Raw genomic sequence first — 23,544 nt, forward strand, 5'->3', positions numbered from 1 at the left:
TGAGGCTACCATAAAATCACTGCCCGGCGAACCGGGTGCGTGTTTAGCGCTGCACTGATACCCAGCGCTGCTGCTGATGGCTTTTTATAATCGCATCAATGATATACATCACATCCGCACCATCAGAAAATGACGCAAATCGACGCTCAGCCGTCGCGGGCATTTTGCCTGCCTGCACCGCCTGATAGAACTGTTGCATCATATTCTTGAACGCATCCGGCCAGCCCTCAATATGCCCACCCGGAAAGTGCGCACTGGCAGCAACATCCGCATTCATCAATCCTGGGTCATCCGTCAGGATCTGGTTCGCCTGCTGACGGTGCCCGACCCAAAGCTGTTGCGGCGTTTCCTGATCCCAGTGCAGTGAACTCTGGCTACCGTTAATTTCAAAGCTCAGGTGATTCTTGCGCCCGGCACTCACCTGTGAAACGCTAAAGCAGCCTTTGCTACCATCGTCAAAACGTACCAGCACCGATCCACAATCTTCCGTCGTCACCGCTTTATCCTCAAATTGCAGGTCAGTCATTTGCTGGCCAAACGTAGCGTTACCGGCGATGCTGGCTTTTCGTACCGGCCAGACGATAGCCAGATCGGCCATCACCTCGACAATACGTTTTCCAGTGACGAATTGCACCGTGTCACACCAGTGGGAACCGATATCCGCAACCGCCCGTGAGTTGCCGCCCTGTTTGGCATCAACCCGCCAGTTGTAGTCAGTTTCCAGCAGCATCCAGTCCTGCAAATAGCTCCCCTGGACGGCAAACAGACGCCCTACGCTACCGCGCCTGACCATGCTGGCAGCCTGTTGTACCATCGCAAACTGACGATAGACAAAGCTCACGCCGTGCACCACTCCTCCCTGCTCCGCCAGCGTTTCCAGTTCACGAGCCTCATCAGGCGTCATACACAGCGGCTTTTCTGAAAACACATGCAGACCCGCGCGTAGAATCTGCCGATTGATGTCGGCATGCAGATGATTCGGCGTACAGTTATGCACCACCTGCAGTCCGGGATGCGCCAGCAGCGCCTCAACGCTGCCGTACGCCTGAGGAATATGAAGAGCATCTGCACGTTCCTGGGCAACCGCCAGCGAGCTATCACAGAGCGCCACCACGTTCACACCGCCGAGTCGACGCAACGCCTCGATATGTGCAGGCCCAATAAAACCGCTGCCAATAATGCCAACCTGTATCATTTGTGTACCTCATCGCCAGCGGCGAAATCATCAAATGCGCGTGAAGAAACCGGAATAATGTGGCGGCGTATAAAATCGCTCCCCTCACGCGCCCCGGTTTGCGCGTCTTTCAGGCAACACTCCCATTCCAGTACCGCCCAGCCAGGGAAATCATATTGTGTGAACTTGCTGAAGATGGTTTTGAAATCGACCTGACCGTCCCCCAGGGAACGGAAACGCCCAGCGCGATCGAGCCACGGCTGATAACCGCCATAGACACCACTGCGGCTACTGGCGTGGTACTCAGCGTCCTTGACGTGAAACGCTTTAATGCGCGAGTGGTAAACATCGATAAACCCAAGGTAATCCATCTGCTGCAATAACAGATGGCTCGGGTCATAGAGAATGTTGCAGCGAGGATGATGATTAACCAGCGCCAGAAAGCGCTCGAACGTTACGCCATCGTGCAGGTCTTCACCGGGATGGATCTCAAAGCAAACATCCACCCCATGATGATCAAAGCGATCGAGAATGGGTCTCCAGCGGCGCGCCAGCTCCAGAAAAGCCTCTTCAAAGCGCTGACGGTTATGCGGTGGCCACGGATAAAAGAAGGGCCAAGCGAGCGAACCAGAAAACGTAGCATGCGCCGTCAGCCCCAGCCTTTGCGAAGCCACAGCGGCCTGGTGGAGGATTTCGATGGCCCACGCCTGCCTGGCCTGCGGATTAGCGCGTACAGATGGCGGAGCAAATCCGTCAAAAGCGTCATCGTAAGCCGGATGGACGGCAACCAGTTGGCCTTCAAGATGGGTAGATAGTTCGCTAATCACCAGCCCATGCCCGGCCAGCATCCCACTAATATCATCACAATAGGCCTGACTTCTGGCTGCTTGTTCGACATCAAACAACGACTTGTGATTACACGGGATTTGTAATGCCTTATAGCCCAGCTCCGCCGCCCATTTTGCCACGCCTTCCAGGGTGTTAAATGGGGGACGATCCCCGATAAATTGCGCCAGAAAAATGCCAGGCCCCTTGATGGTTTTCATAACCCCTCCTGAAAATTACGCCTGCTCTTTGTCGTCATACTTGAAAGAGAAAAGGAAAATCACGGCAATCACTGCGGCAGCCACTGCCGGGATCCACCAGAATGTGGTCCATGCCTGAGGCACCGTTTGCCCCGCCACCAGACGGTTGTAAAGTGCGCCTGAAATTTGCGAACCAAGCAGCATACCGATCCCATAGGTAAACATAACGATCATGCTTTGCGCCTGGCCTTTTACTTTCTCCCCGGCAATACGATCGGTGTAAATAAAGCCGACCACGAAGAAGAAGTCGTAGCACACGCCGTGCAGCAGAATGCCGAGATACAGCAGGAATCGGCCCTCTTCGCTGATGCCGAGGGCAAAGAATGCGTAGCGCACAAACCAGGCGCACATCCCGATTAACAACATGTATTTCACGCCCAGACGCCTGAACAGGAACGGGATCACCAGCATGAAGAAAATTTCAGACATCTGACCAAACGACATCGCCGTACTGACATCGCCAACGCCCGCATCAGCCAGAAACGACGCGGTATATGCGTAATAGGTTCCCAACGGTACAGAAATAAGCGTCGCGCAGAGCGAGAAGACAAAAAAGTGACGAACCTTGAGTAAGGCGAAAGCATCCGCACAAAACAGATCGCGCACTTTTACCGGCAGTCCTTTCGCCGGTGCGGGCGTGTTGGGCAACGTCAGGCTGTAGAGCGCCAGAATCACAGAAATAACCGCCGCCAGCGTAAAGATGCCGGTAGTATCCGAGATTCCGGTTACGCCGATAAAAATCCCCGCGACAATCCAGCCAATGGTGCCAAACACCCGCACCACCGGGAAAGTTTTGTCTTTATCCGACAGGCTATGAAAAGCAATGTTGTTGGTAAGCGCCAGCGTTGGCATGTAGCACAATGTGTAGCCAAACAGCAGACCAATCAACAGCGCACCGTTTTGCGCCACCAATGCCTGCGGAACAAACCAGAGGATCGCCGCGCCTGCAAGGTGCATCACCGCCATCACCTTTTGCGAGGCAAAGAAGCGGTCTACCAGCATCCCTAAGACGAACGGCGACAGAATAGAGGCAATGGGCCCGGCTGAAAAGGCATCGCCAATCAGCAGCGACATGTTGTGCTGGCTCATCACCAGCCCCAGCGTGACGGACCAACTTCCCCAGATAAAGAACTGTAAGAACATCATTAGCGACAGCCGGGGTACCAGCAGCCGGTACTGTACGTTCTGTTTTCCACTACTTTCGGTTGTTGACACCATTTTTTGCCTCACCTTTAAAAAGTAATCGATTACAAAATAGATTCAATAGAAAAGTAATCGATTACAAAACAAAGTTCCTGCCAGCAAAGGCAAAATTGCGAGAGCGGTCACGATAAACATTGAGAGAAGATCCGATCCCATCCTGACGATGGGATCGGTAGAAACTTAGCGGGACTTACGACACAGCAGTTTGAAGGCAACGAACAGGAACAGGATCCACACCGGCAGGAGGATAGCTGACAGGCGCATATCGTCCATCGTACACATCAGCACCAGAATCATGCCAAGGAAAGCAATACACAGATAGTTCCCTGCCGGGTACAGCAGCGCTTTGAACTGCGTGTCACGTCCCTTACGACGCATCGCCGCCCTGAATCGCAGATGGGCCAGGCAGATCATAATCCAGTTCAACAGCAGCGTCGCCACAACCAGCGCCATCAGCAGACTAAAGGCCTTTTGTGGCAGGACATAGTTGATCAGTACGACCAGAGACGTAATAGCACCGGAGAGGATCAGTGAATTCACCGGTACGCCGCGACGGCTGACGCGGGTTAAGAACTTCGGCGCGTTCCCCTGGACAGAGAGACCAAACAGCATACGGCTGTTAGAGTAGACGCCACTGTTATATACCGACAGCGAAGCCACCAGAATGACAAAGTTCAGCGCAGAAGCCACCACGTTGCTATCAAGATTATGGAAGATCATCACAAACGGGCTGCTGTTGGATTTCACTTCCACCCACGGGTACAGCGCCAGCAGCACCACCAGAGAACCGATGTAAAACAGCAGAATACGGTACACCACCTGGTTTACCGCCTTTGGAATGCTTTTCTGCGGATCCTGCGCTTCTGCGGCAGTAATCCCGATAAGCTCAAGTCCGCCAAAGGAGAACATAATTACCGCCAGCGACAGGATCAACCCGTTCCAGCCGGTGGCAAAAAAGCCGTTGTAACGCCACAGGTTATCAATGCTGGCATGTTCCCCGCCGTGACCGGAAAACAGCATCCACACGCCAAAACCAATCATGCCGATAATGGCCAGCACTTTAATCAGCGCAAACCAGAATTCCGTTTCGCCATACAGACGTACGTTGACCAGGTTAACCGCGTTGATGATCACGAAGAATGCCGCGGCCCAAATCCAGGTCGGGACATCGGGCAGCCAGTACTGCATGTAGATCCCAGCCGCGGTCAGTTCCGCCATGCCAACCAGCACAAACATAACCCAGTAGTTCCAGCCGGACAGAAATCCCGCGAACGGTCCCCAGTATTTATAGGCAAAATGGGCAAACGATCCCGAAACGGGTTCTTCCACCACCATTTCGCCCAGTTGACGCATAATCAAAAAAGCGATGATCCCGGCAACGCCGTAACCCAGTAACACCGCAGGTCCTGCCATCTGAATAGCCGGGCCAATGCCCAAAAACAGGCCGGTACCAATTGCGCCGCCCAGCGCAATTAATTGAATATGGCGGTTTTGCAACCCCCTCTGAAGCGTCGGCTCATTCGTTGACGCGGCATCAGACACGCTGGTGTCAGATGCAGTTGACGCGTTTTTCACGCCCTTCCCCTGTGTCGTTTTTATTGAAGGGGCTTCTTTTAACATTTCAACCTGGTTGTCGCAAGGCACAATAAGGACCCGCTGTGCCCGTGGCATTGCGTTTGTTCATAATTACAGTGAATTATTCTGGACGAAAAGGCATTGCAGGCCACAGAATGCGCTTTACTGTTTTTCTAACATTATCAAACGGGTGAACCCGCTGTGTTTCAGCCACTCGTTTTTGAGCCAGGCCAGGCAACGACTGTCATGAATAAGATCATCAAACGACTGGAAATCGTCAAAAGCGCTATTGAACTGGAAGATGAGGAGATTATTTTCCAGCAGGTAGATCATCTGAAAAATGAGCCTATGTCAGTCTTGCCTGGCGCCATCGTTCAGGCGCTCGAAGCACGGCGCTTTAGTGATGCCCTACGTGAAATCACGGCCTGGCTGCAATCTCAACGGGCAGTCTCAACGTGGCAGGATCCTGCCATTGCCGCCAGTAAACTGGAACTAAAAGCGCTCGAAACACAGCTGCGTGACCTGATCGATAAGCGCAACACGCGCATTCAAATCCTCGATGATTTCAACGATCTGTATCATCTTCGCCTTGGGCCTCTGATGAGCCGGATCCTCGAGTTGCGTAAACAGCTCGCCGCCAGCGCCCAGCGCAAACAGGAAGCGGAGCGAAAACGCCGGGAACAAGACTATCAATCCTGCCAGCACTATATTTCCCAGGCCGTTGATCAACTGGCCAGACTTAAGCAGCTCTGGATGAACCAGAATTCAGATTCGCGCGAATCGGTGGAAACACGTCAACGAATTCAGCAACAAACGGAACTTATTACCGCCCTGCTGGCGGAGATTCGTGAGCTGGAAAACGACTTTTCTCGCCAGGACGACAGCGCAGCCCGTCAGGCACAGGAAGAAGCCAGCCATGAATATGATGAATATCAGGAGCAACAGCAGGATGCGCAACATCGTTTTAGCCGGGACCAACGACTTTCTTCTGAAGAGCGTAATGAGTTAAAACGCCTGTGGCGTCAGGCCAGCCGTCTTTGTCATCCGGACGTGGTGGCAGACGATCTGAAAGAGAAAGCGCATCAGATGATGGTGCAGCTTAACCAGGCGCGCCAGAATGCCGACCTTGCTGCCGTTCGGGCGCTACTGACTCAATTGCAAAGCGGCCTCGAACCGATGATGGCGAGCGACCGATTGAACGATCTGCAGCATTTACGCAGCAAAATACAGCAGCTCAGAGAACAAATTAACGCACTGCTCAAAGAGATTACCGAACTGGAAGCTGAGAACGCCTGGCGCCTTGCCACCTCCGTGACGGATAAAGAGGCTTACTTCTCCGATCAACAACGGGCGCTTACGGAAATCCGCAATACGCTGGAACAACAGGTGCAACAGGTTGAGCAGGAGCTGTTGGCGGGCTAAGCGCTATCAGCGATAGAAAGCAGAAAATACAACATCTTCAAGCGAGATTTGAAGATTAAGCACCAAATGATAAAAATAGCATAAGATGCTGAGTTATTAAGGTAAGTCAGAGTTATCAACTTAAATACTCGAGTTTTAGGTCGATAACTGCAAATAAGACAATATTTCTCTCTCCCACCGCTCTCCCTCTCTCTTTATCCTGGCCTTGATTAAGAATTCTCCTACCTGCCAATAGTCCCATTAAGAAGAATGGTTATCTGTTTGAAATATAAGGTTTTTAATATAAATCCCCTCCAGTCTAAATAGGAATACCCTGTCTTTATAGAAATGGCTGAAACATTATTCGCGTGATCCATAAGCGAAATCTATCAATCATTTACTCAGAGCTGAAATAAACGATTTATCTTAAATTTTAACAAAGTGTAATATCTACTTTAAGAATAGTTAATGATTCAAATTAATACAGAAATATCTGTTGAATCTGCAATAAATAAGGATGCGTTCACACCAAAGAACGTCATACGAGATTTAATTAACATTTCATGCGTCGCAAGAAACTCTTTTTTTAGCCTAAAAAAAGAGGCGACCGCCTGCACCAAAATTTCAAGGAGATCGTTATGTCTAAGGCTATTTTTTTGGGTGAATCAATTTATCCCTGGCTAGGCATGCGATAAATCCTACGTGGTTCATCATTATATATTGATATCGCGTACTACTCCTCTCAGACGCTTTCTGCCGTCAACATAATCCCTTATGAAATGGATTGCATCATTATTAATCCTGACAACTCAGATTTTTTAAAATATGCCAGGATTATCCGCAACATGGCTTTACGCCCTGCCACAAAAATTATTGTTTTGGCAGATGAAGCTACTTTTTCTATTTTTCAAACCGTTTGCGGGAGGAACATGCTGTTCCTCGATCAAGACGCCAGCCTTGATCGGTTACTGCATGCCGTGACGTGCATATCACAAAACAAAAAACCACGTAATATCAAAGAAATAAATAACAAAATCACAGCAAACGAATTTAACGTAATGATGATGCTTGCCCGGGGTTGGTCATTGACTCAAATCGCTGGGGCATCACAAAAAAGTGAAAAAACCATCGGGGCGTACAAAAGCAACATTGCCAGAAAACTCGGGAAAAATAACTCCCGACTCAAGTACACCATTTCTCACTATAGCCAGCCGTAACTGACTTATTTAAGGACAATTATCACGGTTATTATTTAAAAGATTTCCTTTCGGCTCACTTTTTAATTCCGCATCGCACGGAAGGGAATCCTATTTCCAAAAATCTATTACCGGGTAGCACATCCGCGTGCCAACCATAGCCAACAACTCAATGTATTAACAATACACATAACAGGAATGTAGACGAGGGTTATATATGAACAAAGTTTACAGCATTATTTGGAACGCGGTGCTCGGTATCTGGGTGGTCGTTTCCGAATTAACCAAAGGAAAGAAAAAAAACAGCTCACGTAAAACTGTCGCCGTACTGGCGGCCGGCGCATTAAGCGCTGCTTCAATGCAAGCTTCAGCAACTCCGATCATCGACATCGGTGAACATAATATTTTCGCCGACTACCAGACAGGTATTTCTGTTGGGGATTATGAGGGTGTCCACGACTACGGATTCTTATATGAAGATATCACTGCTGGTCAGGCGCTCAATATCAGCGGCGCGATCCCAACCATCAGCCCGGGTCAAAGTGGCGTTGTTGAATCAACGACCATCAGAGAGCTACTGCAAACCGGCAAAATCACCCTGCAGGCCACCAGCCCTGACCAGGGCGTAAAAACGATTACTACTGCCGAGGAGCTGGCGGAATACCTGACTTATAACCAATCATCAACGCCTTCGCAGAGCACAGAATTTGAGATTAACGACCCGGCGTTCCCCGGCGAAAAAACAACCATTAAAGTCTTTGATACCAACGCGTTAAGTAACTTTCTTACCGAATCACAGATTGGCGATTCGGCATTAAACACTTACGATCCGACGCAGTCTAAAATCTACAAACAATTTGGCATCGCGCTGGCGACAAACGGCTCCACGGCCGATCTGAATTTGGGCGACGACACGCTCAATGTACGCGCCAAAGCCAATACCATCGAATTACTGGCCAAAGACTCCTCCTTACTGGAGGCTCAGGACGCGGGTAGCCAGGTTTACTGGCAATCCGATAACTTTATCAAATTTAACGCCGCCCCGGTTATTCCTGAAAAAACCTTCGCCGGCTCAGCGCAAACCTCCGTGTTTGGCGATGCTGTCACGCTCATGACCTACGGCTATGATACGGACGGCAAAGTCGTCGAAACGGGTAAGCGCACATTTAACATCACCAACACGCAGGAGTTGGCCGAATTTAACGACTGGCTGTTGGGCAATAGCAGCGACGCGGCGGAAAACCCGGAAGGCGAAAAAGTCAGCCAAATCCAGCTGTGGCTGGAAGCGAATGAAGTCACAACCGTCACCGCAGCACAAACGAAGTATGCCGAGCTGATTGATGGTCTGATCAATTCCAGCAAGCCCTCTGACGTGCTCAGTTGGGATTACGACGTCTGGACAGACGGCTTATCACATGCCAATAACGCGACCGCTGACCGCGGTGAGCTGCATGCTATTTACGCCAACGGCGCAGGCACCTCCGGCACCCTGAACAAAGATGCGATTCTTGCCGTTGACGGCAGTATTAATGGCGTCATGAAAGCCGTTGATAGCGGGGTTATCACAAACTTTGGCGAACTGAACGCATTACGAACGTCTACCGGGCAGAGCCTGGCGATTGGCATGCTGGCAAAAGACGCGACGGCAACCAACAACGGGATGATCAACTCCGGGCTGTTTATCGACAAAGACGGCAACCAAAACGTCAACAGCTATGGCGCATTTGGTATGCAAGGTCAAGGCACCAGCCAGATCGCTAACAACGGCATCATCAACCAGGCGATCACCACCGATAACTTTGGTACCGCTTCGGCAGCCGATCCCTGGAGCAAAGACGTCCCCGCTTCTTCGCTGACGCTGGCGATTGGTATGCAATTGTCTGACGATGCGCAAGGGGTCAACAATGGCGAGATTAACGTCGTAGACGGACGTAAAAGCGGTACATCCTTTGCCAGCGGCACCGCTTATGGCGTAGAAGTCGCCGGGAATGCCACCTTTACCAATGCTCAGAATGCCTCTATTTATCTTGGTCGCGACGCAAGCGATCCGGCTAAAGATGTCACCATGGCAGGCGGTTCCAGCCTGAGCGCCGGTATTATGTTCAAGAGCGCCAAAGAGGTGATTAACAACGGCCTTATCACGCTGGGAACCGGCGTCCGTAACGCCGCGGGGATTTTGGTCGGAAATGCCACGGGCAACGTCCTCAATACCGGCAATATCGTGATCAATGGCGGTTCTAAAGGGGGCAGCAGTAAGAACTACGGCATCTCCGTACACGACAGCGGCGCAGAAAATAATCAGGAAATCCGTAACGACGGCAAGATTAACGTGAATGGCACCAACAACGTAGGGATCCACGTTAGCGCCAATAACAAAAATGCCGAAGTCACCACCAGCGCTGCAGGCTCTATCGTGGTGGACGGTGAAGGCGGCGTCGGTAACCGTAACTACGCCATCTGGGCGGAAGGAGGCGACAAAGGTCAGGCAGTGGTCAACGTCTACTCTAATATTACGCTGGATAAAGCCGGTAACATCGGCGTCCACGTGCGTGATAACGCCATCGCTAACGTTGACAGCTTAAGTAGCCCCTCATTTAACAGCACCGATCAGATTGGTTATTACCTGTATGGTAAGGGCGCTACCGCCAATATTGGTCAGGCGGTGATGAATGACAACGGTCAGGATCGCACCACCATTTTCCGTATCGCCAATGGCGCATTGCTGGCCGGTAATACCACTAACCCGAAAGATCAGTCCACTTCCAACCTGGATTTGACTCTCAGCGGTAACAATTCCGTGGGCGTACTCGCCACCGGCGCAGGCAGTAACGTAGATACCGGTGAAGCAACGTTTACCGTTAAGGGTACTGACTCTGCGGCGCTGGTTATCGAAGGCGGCGCGAAAGGGACCATCAGCGATAAAACCACCATCAATTTAACCGGTGAAAGAACCGTTGCCGGGGTTGTGGATGGTCAGGCGCATCAGTTGAATGGTAATACGCAGGGCAATGCCACGAGCACGACCCTGACCTCAAACGCGAAGATCACCTCTGAAGCCAGCGGCAACAAGGTAATCGCCTATGTGGCGAGGAATCTGGGCAACCTGATCCTCGATACCAAATCGATTATCGATCTGGCCAGCGTCGACAGCATCGGTGTCGATGTTCAAAAAGGCGGTAGCTTAACCAATAACTCCTCCCTCGCCCTGCATGTTAGCAACGGCATCGGCGTACGCGCCTCAGGCTCCAGCGCGCAGATTAATAAGCTGGGCAAAATTCAGGTTGATGATGGCACCGCTGGCGTTCTGTTGACCCAAGGGGCAAGCCTGCTGATTAACGGTATGACTGGCGACAGCATTACCACGGATGGCTCCGCTGACGGCATTCGCCTGGCCGAAGGCGCTGGCGCTCTGGCCGCGCAAAGCGTGATGATCCGCGCTGAGGGTACCGGTGCCGGTATTCAAAACGATGCCAACAACACCAATATCACGCTGCGTGATGTCACCATCGACTCCAACGATGGCCCAGGGATCCGCACCAGCGTGGCGCTGACCATGAACGATGGGCTGGACAATATCCTCAACGTCAACGGTAAAGGTACCGGCTTCGCCTTTGAACAACGTAATGGCGACGCGGTGACGGGTAATCTAACCATCGGCAAAGGCTATACCATTGAGGTACTCAACAGCGAAGGCAGCGGTATCCGCGCCAATACGGACGGTCGTATCACCACCAATGCCGACATCAACGTGCATGACAGCGCAGGTGGTTCTGCAATCATCGCGAAAAACGTTAGCGCATTGACCAACAGCGGCAAGATTATCTCTGCCAGTACCACCTCACCGGTAATAGACGCCAGCGGCGACAGCAGTAAAGCCATCACCAACACGGGAACCCTGCAGGCCATCAACGACTCGGCCGTGGCAGTTCAGTCTGGTAAAGGCAATGACACCATCGATATCAGCGGCGGTGTGACCAGCGGCGTAATCAACACCGGTGAAGGTACGGATACCTTCAACTGGCGTAGCGGCTCTTATGCTGGCGAAGTGAATTTCGCGGGTACTGGCGGTAACAATAAAGCCAACATCGGCAATGTGACGCTGGATAAAACGCGCCACATCCTTACCGCAGCGGGAACGGGCAACGCTCTCACCTTCACTGATACAAAAGATGCGAAGATTGGTACGCTGGCTAGCGACAACCTGAATACTGGTACCAACATTGGCACCGGCTGGGATTCACTGACCATCAGCGGGTCAAATGCAGATGTACGCATCGTTGAAAACCTGAATCTGGCGAGCGAAACCCTTGCTGTTAACAATGGCGCCACGCTGCGTACCGGCGACCACGTCGAGCCAACCAGCACTGCCGCAAGCATTGGCGATTACAATGTCACCACCCAGGGCGCAGACAGCAAGGTTATCTTCGATACTCAGGGGGATACCTCAGCAGCACAGATCTATCGCGGGATCATCAGCGGCGACGGGAAATTTGAACGTGCGGCGGGCGGCACCACGGTGTTTACCGCCAACAATAGCTACACCGGATCTACCACCATTGATCAAACCGGTACGCTGCAGTTAGGTGACGGTGGAAATGAAGGCGAAGTGAGCGCCGTCTCTGACATCATCGACAACGGCGTGTTGGCGATTAATCGCGCCAACACCGTGCTGCTCAACGGTGTGATCTCCGGTATCGGTGCGCTACAGCAAATCGGCGGCGGCATTACCCGTCTGAACGGCAACAATACCTATACCGGTAACACCACCGTTACTAACGGCACGCTGCTGGTGAATGGCGATCAAAGCGCGGCGCGCGGCGTCACCACCGTCAGCGGTACGTCCACACTTGGCGGTAAGGGCATTATCGGCGGTAACGTGCTGATGAACGATGCCACAACCATCAGCGCCGGTGACGGCGGTGCGGGTACGCTATCTGTTAACGGTAATCTGCAGCTTGGCAGCAAAACGACCTCCGCTTTCGAACTGGGCCAGGCCTTTACGCCAGGCGGTGCGCTAAACGATCTGGTGAACGTGGCAGGCGATCTGCAACTGGACGGGACCCTGGATGTTACCACGTCGCAAGGCGGTAACTTCGGACCGGGCGTGTACCGTATCTATAATTACGGCGGTACGCTGGATAACCAGACGCTGGAGCTGGGCGCAATACCGGACAGTCAGGATAAGAGCAATATTTTTGTCCAGACCTCTATCGACAAACAGGTCAACCTGGTGAACGCCAACAGCGTTACCCTGCAATTCTGGGACGGAGCGACGGTAAGTCAAAGCCACGGCGCGTCGGGCATTGAGGGCGACAGCAAAATTGACGGTGGCGATGGCAAATGGATGGCGATCGGCAGTCAGGGTGATAACAACTGGACCACGGCAACGGGCGAAGGTAACGCACCTTGGGCGCAGAAGTCCTTTGCCGTCTTCACCACCAAAGGTGGCACCGTTACCGTGGATAACGCCGCGGGAGAAGTTAACTTCTCCGGGGCACAGTTTGACGCCGATGGCTATGTCGTTAAAGGCGACGCACTTAACGCTTATGCCACCACGGAAAACGCGACCCACGCCGGCCAGACGCCGGGAACCGGTGAACTGCTGCTGCGCGTTGGCGCGGGTGGCGCGGGGCAAAACTATACCGCGACCATTGAGTCCGTCATCCGCGAAGCCAGCACGACTGACAAGCTGACGCTGGTGAAAACCGACCTTGGTCGTCTGATCCTCAGCGGTGATAACGCGTATCGCGGCGGCACACGCATTGATGGCGGTACGTTGCAGATTTCCGCCGACAGCAACCTCGGTCAGAGCGGAACCGACCTGGCTATCAACAACGGCTCCACGTTGCAGATGGGCGCGGACCTGACCAGCAATCGCACCATTGCGCTGGGCGCGAATGATAACGCGGCGGTGTTTGACCTCAATTCACATGATTTCACGCCAACCGGTGAGATTACCGGCGACGGTAAACTGAAAGTCACCAGCAGCTCAAGCGATGCGGGCAGTACCCTGTCGCTCAATCGCGCGAACAGCTATAAAGGCGACACAGAAATTGCCGGTACCGGAAATGCCAACAATGTGACGGTCAACGTCAGCAAAACCGGGGCCTTTGGTAGCAATGAAAGCAGCACCGTGAACGTCAATAACGGGGCGACGCTCAATGTCAGCGGAACAGAGACCAGCCTGAAATCCCTGACCATGAACATCGCCGACAGCCTGTTAACGCTGGCGGATAACGTCACCGCCGCGAGCGCAAAACTGAACCTGACGGGCACAGCGAAAGCGCTGTTAACCGATAACGCCACCGCGGGCGAGGCGACGGTTAACGTGTCAAAAGACAGTACGTTGGCGCTGGAAGAAAATGCCAGCGGTGGTACTGCTAGCGTGAATAACAGCGGACTGATGACCTTTGCGGACCAGGCGTTAGCAGAGAATACCGTCGTTAAAAACCTGGCGGGCGGCAAGGTCGATATCAGCGCAGTCGACAGCGCAACATCTATCGGCTCGTTGTCAGGCGCGGGGAATGTCGAACTGGGCAATAAAGAATTGTCGCTGGGTAATCTGCACCTTGATGACACCATCAGCGGCATTATCAGCGGCAACGACGGCAGCCTGGTGAAAATCGGTGACGGCACGTTAACGCTCACCGGCGATAACACCTGGACCGGCACCACGGACGTCAATGAAGGCGTACTGCTGGTCAACGGTAATCAGTCTGCCGCGACCGGTCAGGTGACGGTGAAATCTGGGGCAACGCTCGGCGGGAACGGTATTATCGGCGGCGCGGTTGATGTACTGGATGACGGCCATATTACCGCGGGTGCGGCCATCAATAGCGTGGGTAAACTGACTACCGGTTCACTGACGCTCAGCGATAACGCACAGCTTGATTACCAGTTTGGTCAGGCCTATACCCCAGGCGGAGCCTTCAATGACCTGATAGATGTGAATGGCGATCTGACGCTCGATGGTAAGCTCAATATCCAGACCTCTCCAGGCGGAAGCTTTGACGTTGGTGTTTACCGCGTCATCAACTACACCGGCACATTAACCAACAATGTGATGGACATTGCCGACGCGCCGGAAGCTGCGGACAGCCTGTACGTACAAACCTCGGTTAAAAACCAGGTTAACCTGGTCAACCATGCCGGGCTGACGCTACGTTTCTGGGACGGCACCGGCGGTGAGAATGGCGAGCTGAAAAACAACGGCGTCATCAACGGCGGCGACGGTATCTGGCAATCCAGCCAGGGTAATGACAACTGGACAACGGATGAATCAACGCCAGAAGGCGCGCTGAATGCACCGTTTACCGATGCTGCGTTCGCCGTCTTCCAGGGTGAAGCGGGCAACGTAACCGTCGATAACAGCAAAGGCGACGTCATCATCAGTGGCGCACAGTTCGCCACCGATGGTTATCGCGTGGGCGGTGAAGCCATTACCACCGATACGGCTAATACGCTGATTCGCGTCGGCGATGGCACAGTAGACGGCGCTAACTACACCGCGACTATCGACAGCGTGATCCGCGGTACCGGCGGCCTGAATAAAGGCGACCTCGGTACGCTCATCCTCACTGGTGACAACACCTACAGCGGTGGAACCACCATCACCTCAGGTACGCTGCAGGTGGCGGGTGATACCAACCTTGGCGCACCAGAGACGGGAATTACCTTTAATGGTGGTACGCTGAAATATGGTGAAGCGTTTGATACCGCTCGTCAGGTGACTCTGGAATCCGGCGGCGGGACATTCGACACCAACGGACATAACGTTTCTCTGCTGACGGAAGTCGAAGGTAACGGTCAGTTGACCAAAACTGGTAAAGGCTCCCTCACCCTGACGCTGGATAACACCTACACCGGTGGCACCACCATCGAGCAAGGCGTTTTACAGCTGGGTAACGGCGGTGATATCGGCAGCATTCAGGGGGATATCGTTGATAACGGCGTACTCAACGTCAATCGTGGCGATACCCTGGCGCTGACCGGTAATATCAGCGGTGAAGGCCAACTGCATCAAACCGGCAGCGGTGTTACGGAGTTGCATGGTGAAAACAGCTACAGCGGCGCAACGCTGATTGCCAACGGTGTACTGCAGGCGGGTAATACCAACACTCTGAGTAGCGCATCACACCACTACGTTGTCGCTGACACCACCCTCAACACGCAAGGTTACAACCAGACGGTAGCGGGACTGAGCAACGGCGGCGATGTTTCACTCATCGGCCAGCAAACTGGCACAACGTTAACCGTCAAAGGGGATTACACCGGCGAAAAAGGGACTATCAACATGGCGGCCACACAAAATGGCAGCGGCGCAGGCATTGCCGACCGTCTGATTATCGATGGCGGTAAAGCCAGCGGTAGTACGCTATTGGATGTCGATGGTTCTGGTCTCGGCGCACCAACTATTGGTGATGGTATCGAAGTGGTAACCGCGCTCAATGGCGCAACCACTACAGCACAAACGTCACGAGACGCCTTCCATCTTGCCGCCGATCGTATGGCAGCAGGCGCATTTGAGTATCAACTGCATGCGGGTAACGCTCAGGGTCAGGGTGAAAACTGGTATCTGAGAAGCGAATATCGTCCAGAAACCATGCTGTATTCTGGTCTCGCCAGCGTCGTTCGTCAGGGCGACATCAGCCTGTTAGGCAACATGCACCAGCGTATGGGGGACGAGGTTAAACCGGGTATTGATGAAGACAATCGCGCCTGGGCAAGAATGATTGGCTACTCCGGTAAAACCAAACTGGATGATGCGGCTGGAACGCAAACCAGTTCCCATACCATGGGGATTCAGGTTGGCGTCGATATGTATGCCAACGAAAGCTGGAAAGCCGGGATGTATACCAGCATTCTTGATATCGACAGCAACGTGAAAGGCACGAAGACAGGCAGCGACGGCAAAGGCGGCAACATCGACGACAACGCGTTTTATGTCGGCGGCTACGCCACCTGGTTCTCGGGCGACGGGATGTATGTTGATAACGTCCTGCAATACGGTAACCATAAATCCCGCCTGGCGGCGACCGGTAACAACGGCTCGTATACCGTCAGAGGCAACACGCTGACGGCGTCAACAGAAGTGGGTAAATCGTTCCGTTTAGGCGCCAGCGCATGGAGTCTGGAACCTCAGGCTCAGTTGATCTATCAATACAGCGACTTTGATAACGGGCGGCTTGATGGTGTAACCCAAACGAAAGTGAAAATGGATACCGCGGATTCCTTTACCGCCCGTCTGGGCGTGCGTCTGGTCGCTGACTATGACACCAACCATGGCAAATTCCAGCCTTACGGCAGGGTCAACGTCTGGCAGGGTCTGGGCTCAAAAGACAAAACGCACTTTAGCAATGCGGTAGCCACCACCACGCTTGAGTCTTCACAACAGTACTCCAGCACTGAAGTTGCTGCCGGTCTGTCATGGTCTATCGACAGAAACCTGCAGGTTTACGGAGAACTGGGTACGCAATTTAGCAACGGTGGCAGTAAGTCGCAGGTTGAAGCGCCGGTTAATGCATCAATTGGCTTTAAGAAATCGTTCTAAGCTGACATAAACTCGCTAGCCCTCTGTTTAACAGGGGGCTTTTTTTTGCCTGTCACGGATACAAAGCAACCTGATGCGCTTAACGTATCAGGCCTACGGACTTATTTTATAGGCAGGAAAAGCGCGGGAGCAGCCCTCTGGCAACGCGAAACAATCGAGGTTCAGGGGAACAACAGAGAGGGAGAAGATTAAGGATTATACTGCGTCAGGAGTAACGGGATCTCTTCTGCCAACACCGGGGGAGAAATGAAAAAGCCTTGAATTTTGTCACAACCAATCTGCATCAGCCGGTCCAGTTCGGACTGGGTTTCCACCCCTTCAGCAAGAACTTCAATACCAAAATTGTGCGCCAGTGAAATGATACCCTCGACAATCTTTGTTGAGCGGGTATCGGGTTCAATGCCGGCGATAAATTCCTTATCAATTTTTAAGGTATCAAAAGGATATTTCAACAGATAGTTAAGATTGGCGTGGCCAGTTCCAAAATCATCAAGGGCAATTTTGACCCCTATCGCCTTCAGCTCCGTCATATTTTTAGCCGCGACCTGACTGTCGCACAGCGGCGACGTTTCCGTGACCTCTATCTGGCATCGATGGGGCGGGAGACCACATACAGTAAGATTTTTTCTGACGCGTTGGGGTAACAGCGGATCGCAGAACTCAAGCGCGGAAATATTGACGGACAATACAAGGGGCTCTGGCCAACGGGTTGCCACATCCCAGGGAGTGTGGGTAACCATATCTTCAATTGACATGATATTGCCGCTGTCTTCCAGCAAGGTAATAAAAACATCGGGAGAGATCATCCCCATCTGGGGGCTATTCCAACGCATTAATGCTTCAAACCCGCTAATACGCTGATTACGCAAATTAAAAATTGGTTGATAAACCATATAAAGCTGACTGGTATTCAATGCCTTTTCAAGCGCGGTTAACACCTCACTAGAATTAAACATTCCTCTCTCCCTCAACAAATCATAAAAATTAAAAACCAGTCAATATCACTCCCGAATTGTATCTACTATTAAGTGTGTTACATCAGAATAGAATGGCCAGGTTAGGGTAAAAAAGACATACGATGGGTAAATCTGACAATTAATTTATTTAATTCCGAGGTATTGGTCAGTCCCAGCTTGGTGACGACCCTCATTTTATGCGCCTGGATAGTTTTATAATTCAGGCTGACTAACTCTGAAATTTCTCTGGCGGTATATCCGTTTACCAATAAATTCAGAATCTGCTGCTCTCTCTCGGTTAATCTTTTCTGTGAACGATACAGCCGGGGATTCCATTTCCCGGCCGTTAACGACGCCAGTTGACCGAAATCGCGCAGTGAAGATTTCTCCGTCAAAACTATCGTTTTTTCAACATATAATAACTCTACACATAATTTCGCCACCAAACTATCAGCAATAATTACCACGACATTATTATAAAACTTGAAGCGGTTTTTATTCAAAAACTGCACGATAGTTGAACATGGTTGTTCGTTATCAATGATATTAAAAACCATGGTTTGATGCTGGCATAATGATGACTGATGCAACATATCCTCAAACTGGAATGTTTGTATCGGTACATGTTTGCTTGTCAGGTAGGCGAACAAACCGTTGCCCACAAAATTATCACTGCCACACATCAACATCCTGTTCATCGCTCCTTATCAGCATCAAATCTTGTTACTCATTAAAAATTTAATAATAATCTTTTCGACCTCAGCCTCTTCACGACGATTTTTAAAATCGAACTCACATGAGATCTGATGACAGGCATACAATTGATTATCCTCATCAAATTCATTGATCATGACGACATCGATCACTTTCAAATCCAGCTGTAAACTGCCAAACGTATCAAAATCCAGCGCGGCATTTTTAATCACCGCATCTTTATAGAGAAAACGGGAGTTCACATCTTTAACAATTAATGCACAACCGCCCTGCGAGATGTTTTTAATCTTCAGAGAGTAGTTTTCTCCGTTTTTGTAACGACCAAAACAGAAAAAGTCGTAACCCTTCAGGAAGGAAAAACGCTGATTTTGTCGCTGCTGGGCAAAGAAAATCATATCCGGGATGAAGTAGGATAATCCTGCTTGTGCACCTGCTGATAAGGTTTGTTCGAATCTGGCACTAAATTTTACAATCCCACTCTCACTGTGCAGGATAAAGTACTGGACCTTTTCAGGAACAATGTCTTCGTGTCCGGAGATGACAAACCGCTCGAAATCAATATTCTCTAACTGCGTGATAACACTATGGTTTTCACATAAAACTTCAAGTTTCGTTTTCTTGTGCAACTCTTCACGAAGGGTAGCGATGATTTCAAACTTGTTGTCCTTTGCTAATCCAAAGCTCATTCTAAAACCCTTATTTCCATATTTAAGATATGTCTCGCTTTTGGTTGCTCACAAAACGCGAGATCAGCATCCACCCCTGGTGCTTAATTACCATAGTGGATTCCATGTCGAACAGTTGGTTAAAAATTAAGTTTTTAACTATCTTTAGCCATTTATTGATACGTAAAAACATTTAATCAAAGTTAATTCTAGCTGAAGCCATGCCTAAAACCACATGAAGTTGTTGGCTAACTATAACAAAAGAGAATAATAAATTTTTTTGAGATGTCATTTTGAGATAACAAATAGCAAGAACTACACAGAAAAAAATAGAGGGAAATGAATGGGTTTTGATGGAAGGACCACGCAGTATGCGGACTGGCGTGCTATCGCAAGAAGAAGAGAAAATGCTTACTGCACTATATCATTAACCAGGAATATAGCTCCGACTAGTTATTGTGAAAAAGTGAATAATTATATTTCACCTGTAAAATAAATTTACCTTAGGGCAGAAAAAAGGCCAGCATCCTGCTGGCCCGGTAATTACCGAATCGAACTATAGAGGCTTACTGTCTTACAGAGGGTACAACGTTAAAAATTCAATACTTTTGCTTAATAATTGATCGCGATGAATCTGCGATGATCATCACCGCTCCCGCCAGCATTAATGTGTCTTTCAACACCAGACGCCCGGCTCCGGACAAGTACGGAAAACCGTGGTGCAAATCGCCCAGTGGCATCACCCATGCTTCCGGTGTGGTAATTAAAAATGATAACGTCACAATCGGAGTAGCAAATGCCAGTACGCCACCAATTAATCCCAACCAACGGCTAACAGGATTAGCCAGCACCAGCAATGCGATCAGCACTTCGACTACGCCCAGACCATTGGAGAACGTATAGGTGTTATTCGCCTTCTGCCATTCCCGCTCCTGCGGTTTAAACTCACCTTCGTGGGTTAAATGCTGCTTATATTCTTCTGGATGTTCATAAAAAAATGACATTACCGGACTATTGGCAACAAATGGCGTAATACTATCGGCTTCGTAAGGTACAAATTTCAATAAGCCAATCCAGATAAAAATAATGGCAATACTCAGGCGAATCAATGTTAATCCAATTCTATCGCCCTTGCTGAGTAAACGCAGATACTTTTCCATTCAGACTCTCCTCACTTGTACAAAATTGCGGTTGCGTGAGTGCTGCTATCAATGCGCATTGAGGTGATTTTCCAGGAAGTTGCCTTATTTTCCTGCGCCAGTCTGGCGATTGCATGTTCAACAACAGAAGGTGCGGCGGCAATTGCCGACACGCTGACGCGGGCTACTTCGACTGGCTGCTGTGCCAGTGCAGAAAATGTCACCGGCGCGGTCAGTAAAGCAGTCAACAATAATGAAGTTTTAAGCATGTTCATTTCTATTTCCATTAACAAGTGATTTCACTCGTAATAGAATAAAACATTATTGCTTATCTTATTTCCTCCATAACGCCAGAATAACTGTTCATGAGTATTTCTTTATATATGATAAAAAAAAGCCCCACACAGGTGGGGCAATCATGCAAACTATATTATTATTTTATTAGAGAGAAGAGATCGTTCAGTGATTCGCTCATGCTCGGATGAGTAAATATTTGATCGCGCAATGTCGTGTAAGGTAAACCAGCATCCATAACGGTTTTAATGATATTAATCATCTCATGAGAATCCACGCACAGCAGCGATACGCCTAATATCTGTTTCGTTTCGCGATTTACCACCGCTTTAAGTACGCCACGCGTGTCATTCATCACCCGTGCACGCGGGATAGCCGCGACAGGCAGGGTGACAACCTGGACCGCCGCGCCGCTGGCGCGAGCTTGTTCTTCTGTCATCCCCACACGGGAAAGCGGCGGCGTCATAAAGACAGAATACGGTACGTTTTGGCGATCACCGGTGTTACGTAATCCCTCGCCTAACAGGTTGTCGCGCACAATACGGAAGTCATCCAGCGAGATATAGGTAAATTGTAACCCCCCCGTCACATCGCCCATGGCCCAGATATTGTCTGCCGAAGTACGCAGATATTTATTCACCACAATGGCACCGCGCTCGTTGACATCCACACCCGCATTCTGCAACTGCAGATTTTCAGTTGCCGGTTTGCGACCCGATGCCACCAGTAGCGCATCCACAGTCTGGACGCCTTCCGGCATTTGCACCTGCACCGCGCCGTCATGGGACGAAACCGCCTGCACCCTGGCATTAAGGATAATCTCAACCCCTTTGTCGCGTAAAATGTTGGCGAAAGCGTCGGCAATATCCCGATCTTCGCGGGCTAAAAACAGTGGGGCGGCTTCATAAATGGTGACCTTACTGCCAAAGTTGGCAAACATTGATGCGAATTCAACACCAATATAACCGCCGCCCAAAATCCCCAAACGTTCCGGACGTTGCGTCAAATTTAACAACCCGGTACTGTCAAACACGCCCGGTGTAGTCATTAACCCTGCCACGTTTGGCATCGTTGCCTGTGCGCCGGTATTAATAAAGATCTTTTCGCCGCTTAGTTCAATCGCGCCTGTTGGCAGCACGACCCGCACCGTATGGTTATCAATGAATTCAGCACGACCCTCAATCACATCTACATTTTCCAGATCGGCAAGATTATGGAAGTTTTTATCACGCAGAAAGCTGACAACGGAGGCCTTGCGCTGCATCGCCGCAGCAAAGTCATGATGAAGTTCAGCATCGTGTACCAGGGTTTTGGTGGGAATGCAGCCGATATTGATACATGTCCCGCCATACATGGTGTTTGACTGTTCAATAATCGCCACTCGCCAGCCCGTTTTCGCCAGGGTAGCCGCCAGCGTTTTACCCGCTTTGCCAAATCCGATAATAATCGCCTGATACTGATTCATGCTGTCTCTCCGCCATGTCACTGTTCGTTTGTTGAACTGAAGTATAGGTTTAACGATGCATGAACAATGTATCCATATCGCGCAAATTACTGTCAAATCGTCTAAATCACTACTATTTCTCTTCCACTCAATCCATCGAGGAAACAAACTAAGACCATAAATTTATTTAATAAATAATGAGTAACAGCGTTACTTCATCTCGACAAGCATCAACAAGAACTGCTCAGGAGTCTTTATGGATGCACTTAGCCGATTACTTATGCTTAACGACCCGCAGGGCTCGATTGATCAAAACTGCCTGCTGAGCAGGGACTGGCAACTGCCGCACGCGGCGGGTGAGCTGTCCGTTATCCGCTGGCATACGGTAACCCAGGGATTTGCTCAACTGGATATGCCAGACGGAACGTCTTCTACGTTACGCCCAGGAACAATAGTCATTCTGCCTCAAAACTCCGCGCATCGGCTGTGCCAGACAGGGGAAGAACAAACGCATATTGTCTGCGGAAGCCTGCGATTGCAGGCATCTTCACGCTATTTTTTAACCGCCCTTCCGGAAATATTAATACTGGCACCAGAAGATAACAGTCCCATTAGCCACTGGCTGAAGGCCATGATTGCGCTGATGCAGCAGGAATACATCAACGATCTGCCTGGCTCCAACATCGTTTGCAGCCAGCAATGCGCTACGCTGTTCGCGTTAGCCGTTCGCGAGTGGCTAGCCCAGCCGACACCCGCTAAAAATGTGCTGAATTTACTGCTGCACCCAAGGCTTGGGGCCGTTGTCTTCACGATGCTGGAGTCACCGGCTTTTCCCTGGACTGTCGAAGAACTGGCAAAGCGTGCCCATATGTCGCGGGCCAGCTTTGCGCAGCTATTCCGTGAAGTATCAAACTCCACGCCGCTGGCGGTGTTAACCGAGCTACGCCTGCAATTCGCCGCCCAGATGCTGTCACGCGGATCGCAGCCGTTGATCGTTATTGCCGAGTCGGTGGGTTACGCCAGCGAATCATCGTTTCACAAAGTCTTTTTACGGGGATTTGGCTGCACGCCGGGCGAGTACCGCAAACGCGTGAAAGCGTTGGCGGCATAACGCACCGCCTGCTTCGGCAACAAAACCGACGCAGGCG

The 23,544-nt window shown here is 50.8% G+C and carries 14 protein-coding genes; 4 read left to right on the plus strand and 10 right to left on the minus strand.

What is annotated here, in order from left to right; all coding sequences use genetic code 11:
* Window positions 1-43 precede the first annotated feature (43 nt).
* The 4 genes from HV350_RS17590 to pheP form a co-directional block, all read right to left on the minus strand.
* Window positions 44-1,195 carry a Gfo/Idh/MocA family oxidoreductase gene (locus tag HV350_RS17590; protein WP_181629025.1) on the minus strand — a complete coding sequence of 384 codons (1,152 nt, stop codon included), beginning with the start codon at window positions 1,193-1,195 and terminating at the stop codon, window positions 44-46.
* On the minus strand, window positions 1,192-2,220 hold the full coding sequence (locus HV350_RS17595) for a sugar phosphate isomerase/epimerase family protein (RefSeq protein ID WP_181629027.1): 1,029 nt from the start codon (window positions 2,218-2,220) through the stop codon (window positions 1,192-1,194). The genes HV350_RS17590 and HV350_RS17595 overlap by 4 nt, the downstream gene beginning before the upstream one ends.
* A 15-nt stretch (window positions 2,221-2,235) precedes the next feature.
* Window positions 2,236-3,477 (minus strand): MFS transporter, encoded by a 1,242-nt coding sequence (locus HV350_RS17600; RefSeq protein ID WP_016155933.1) that lies wholly within the window; start codon window positions 3,475-3,477, stop codon window positions 2,236-2,238.
* Window positions 3,478-3,642: 165 nt separating this feature from the next.
* On the minus strand, window positions 3,643-5,037 hold the full coding sequence (gene pheP, locus HV350_RS17605; RefSeq protein ID WP_032931079.1) for a phenylalanine transporter: 1,395 nt from the start codon (window positions 5,035-5,037) through the stop codon (window positions 3,643-3,645).
* A gap of 246 nt (window positions 5,038-5,283) precedes the next feature.
* On the opposite strand from pheP, the gene HV350_RS17610 reads away from it, so the two are divergent.
* The 3 genes from HV350_RS17610 (at window position 5,284) to HV350_RS17620 (ending at window position 17,184) form a co-directional block, all read left to right on the plus strand.
* A complete protein-coding gene (locus HV350_RS17610; RefSeq protein ID WP_016152164.1) occupies window positions 5,284-6,459 on the plus strand; it encodes a DnaJ family molecular chaperone in 1,176 nt (391 codons plus the stop codon).
* Between the two features lie 674 nt (window positions 6,460-7,133).
* Window positions 7,134-7,655 (plus strand): LuxR C-terminal-related transcriptional regulator, encoded by a 522-nt coding sequence (locus HV350_RS26695; RefSeq protein WP_306459933.1) that lies wholly within the window; start codon window positions 7,134-7,136, stop codon window positions 7,653-7,655.
* A 196-nt stretch (window positions 7,656-7,851) separates the two neighbouring features.
* Window positions 7,852-17,184, plus strand: coding sequence for an autotransporter outer membrane beta-barrel domain-containing protein (locus HV350_RS17620; protein WP_181629029.1), 9,333 nt, complete (start codon window positions 7,852-7,854; stop codon window positions 17,182-17,184).
* Window positions 17,185-17,372: 188 nt separating this feature from the next.
* Here HV350_RS17620 and HV350_RS17625 read toward each other — a convergent pair whose 3' ends face one another.
* From HV350_RS17625 to rclA, 6 genes are all read right to left on the minus strand, one after another.
* The gene (locus HV350_RS17625; RefSeq protein WP_016152160.1) at window positions 17,373-18,140 is read right to left on the minus strand and encodes an EAL domain-containing protein; all 768 of its coding nucleotides are present in this window, start codon (window positions 18,138-18,140) and stop codon (window positions 17,373-17,375) included.
* 101 nt (window positions 18,141-18,241) lie between these two features.
* The gene (locus HV350_RS17630) at window positions 18,242-18,829 is read right to left on the minus strand and encodes a helix-turn-helix transcriptional regulator (protein WP_019076223.1); all 588 of its coding nucleotides are present in this window, start codon (window positions 18,827-18,829) and stop codon (window positions 18,242-18,244) included.
* Between the two features lie 24 nt (window positions 18,830-18,853).
* Window positions 18,854-19,540, minus strand: coding sequence for a pilus assembly protein PilZ (locus HV350_RS17635; protein ID WP_181629031.1), 687 nt, complete (start codon window positions 19,538-19,540; stop codon window positions 18,854-18,856).
* A 578-nt stretch (window positions 19,541-20,118) separates the two neighbouring features.
* A complete protein-coding gene (rclC, locus tag HV350_RS17640) occupies window positions 20,119-20,679 on the minus strand; it encodes a reactive chlorine resistance membrane protein RclC (RefSeq protein ID WP_075846848.1) in 561 nt (186 codons plus the stop codon).
* An 11-nt stretch (window positions 20,680-20,690) separates the two neighbouring features.
* Window positions 20,691-20,927 carry a reactive chlorine resistance periplasmic protein RclB gene (gene rclB / locus HV350_RS17645; protein ID WP_049282516.1) on the minus strand — a complete coding sequence of 79 codons (237 nt, stop codon included), beginning with the start codon at window positions 20,925-20,927 and terminating at the stop codon, window positions 20,691-20,693.
* A 164-nt stretch (window positions 20,928-21,091) separates the two neighbouring features.
* The gene (rclA, locus tag HV350_RS17650; protein ID WP_181629032.1) at window positions 21,092-22,417 is read right to left on the minus strand and encodes a reactive chlorine resistance oxidoreductase RclA; all 1,326 of its coding nucleotides are present in this window, start codon (window positions 22,415-22,417) and stop codon (window positions 21,092-21,094) included.
* 235 nt (window positions 22,418-22,652) lie between these two features.
* On the opposite strand from rclA, the gene rclR reads away from it, so the two are divergent.
* Window positions 22,653-23,507: a reactive chlorine-specific transcriptional regulator RclR gene (gene rclR / locus HV350_RS17655; protein WP_181629034.1), complete on the plus strand. Its 855-nt coding sequence runs from the start codon at window positions 22,653-22,655 to the stop codon at window positions 23,505-23,507.
* Window positions 23,508-23,544 lie beyond the last annotated feature (37 nt).

Origin of the sequence: Citrobacter sp. RHBSTW-01013 (assembly GCF_013781985.1) — a bacterium.
In the GTDB taxonomy this organism is placed as follows: domain Bacteria; phylum Pseudomonadota; class Gammaproteobacteria; order Enterobacterales; family Enterobacteriaceae; genus Citrobacter; species Citrobacter braakii.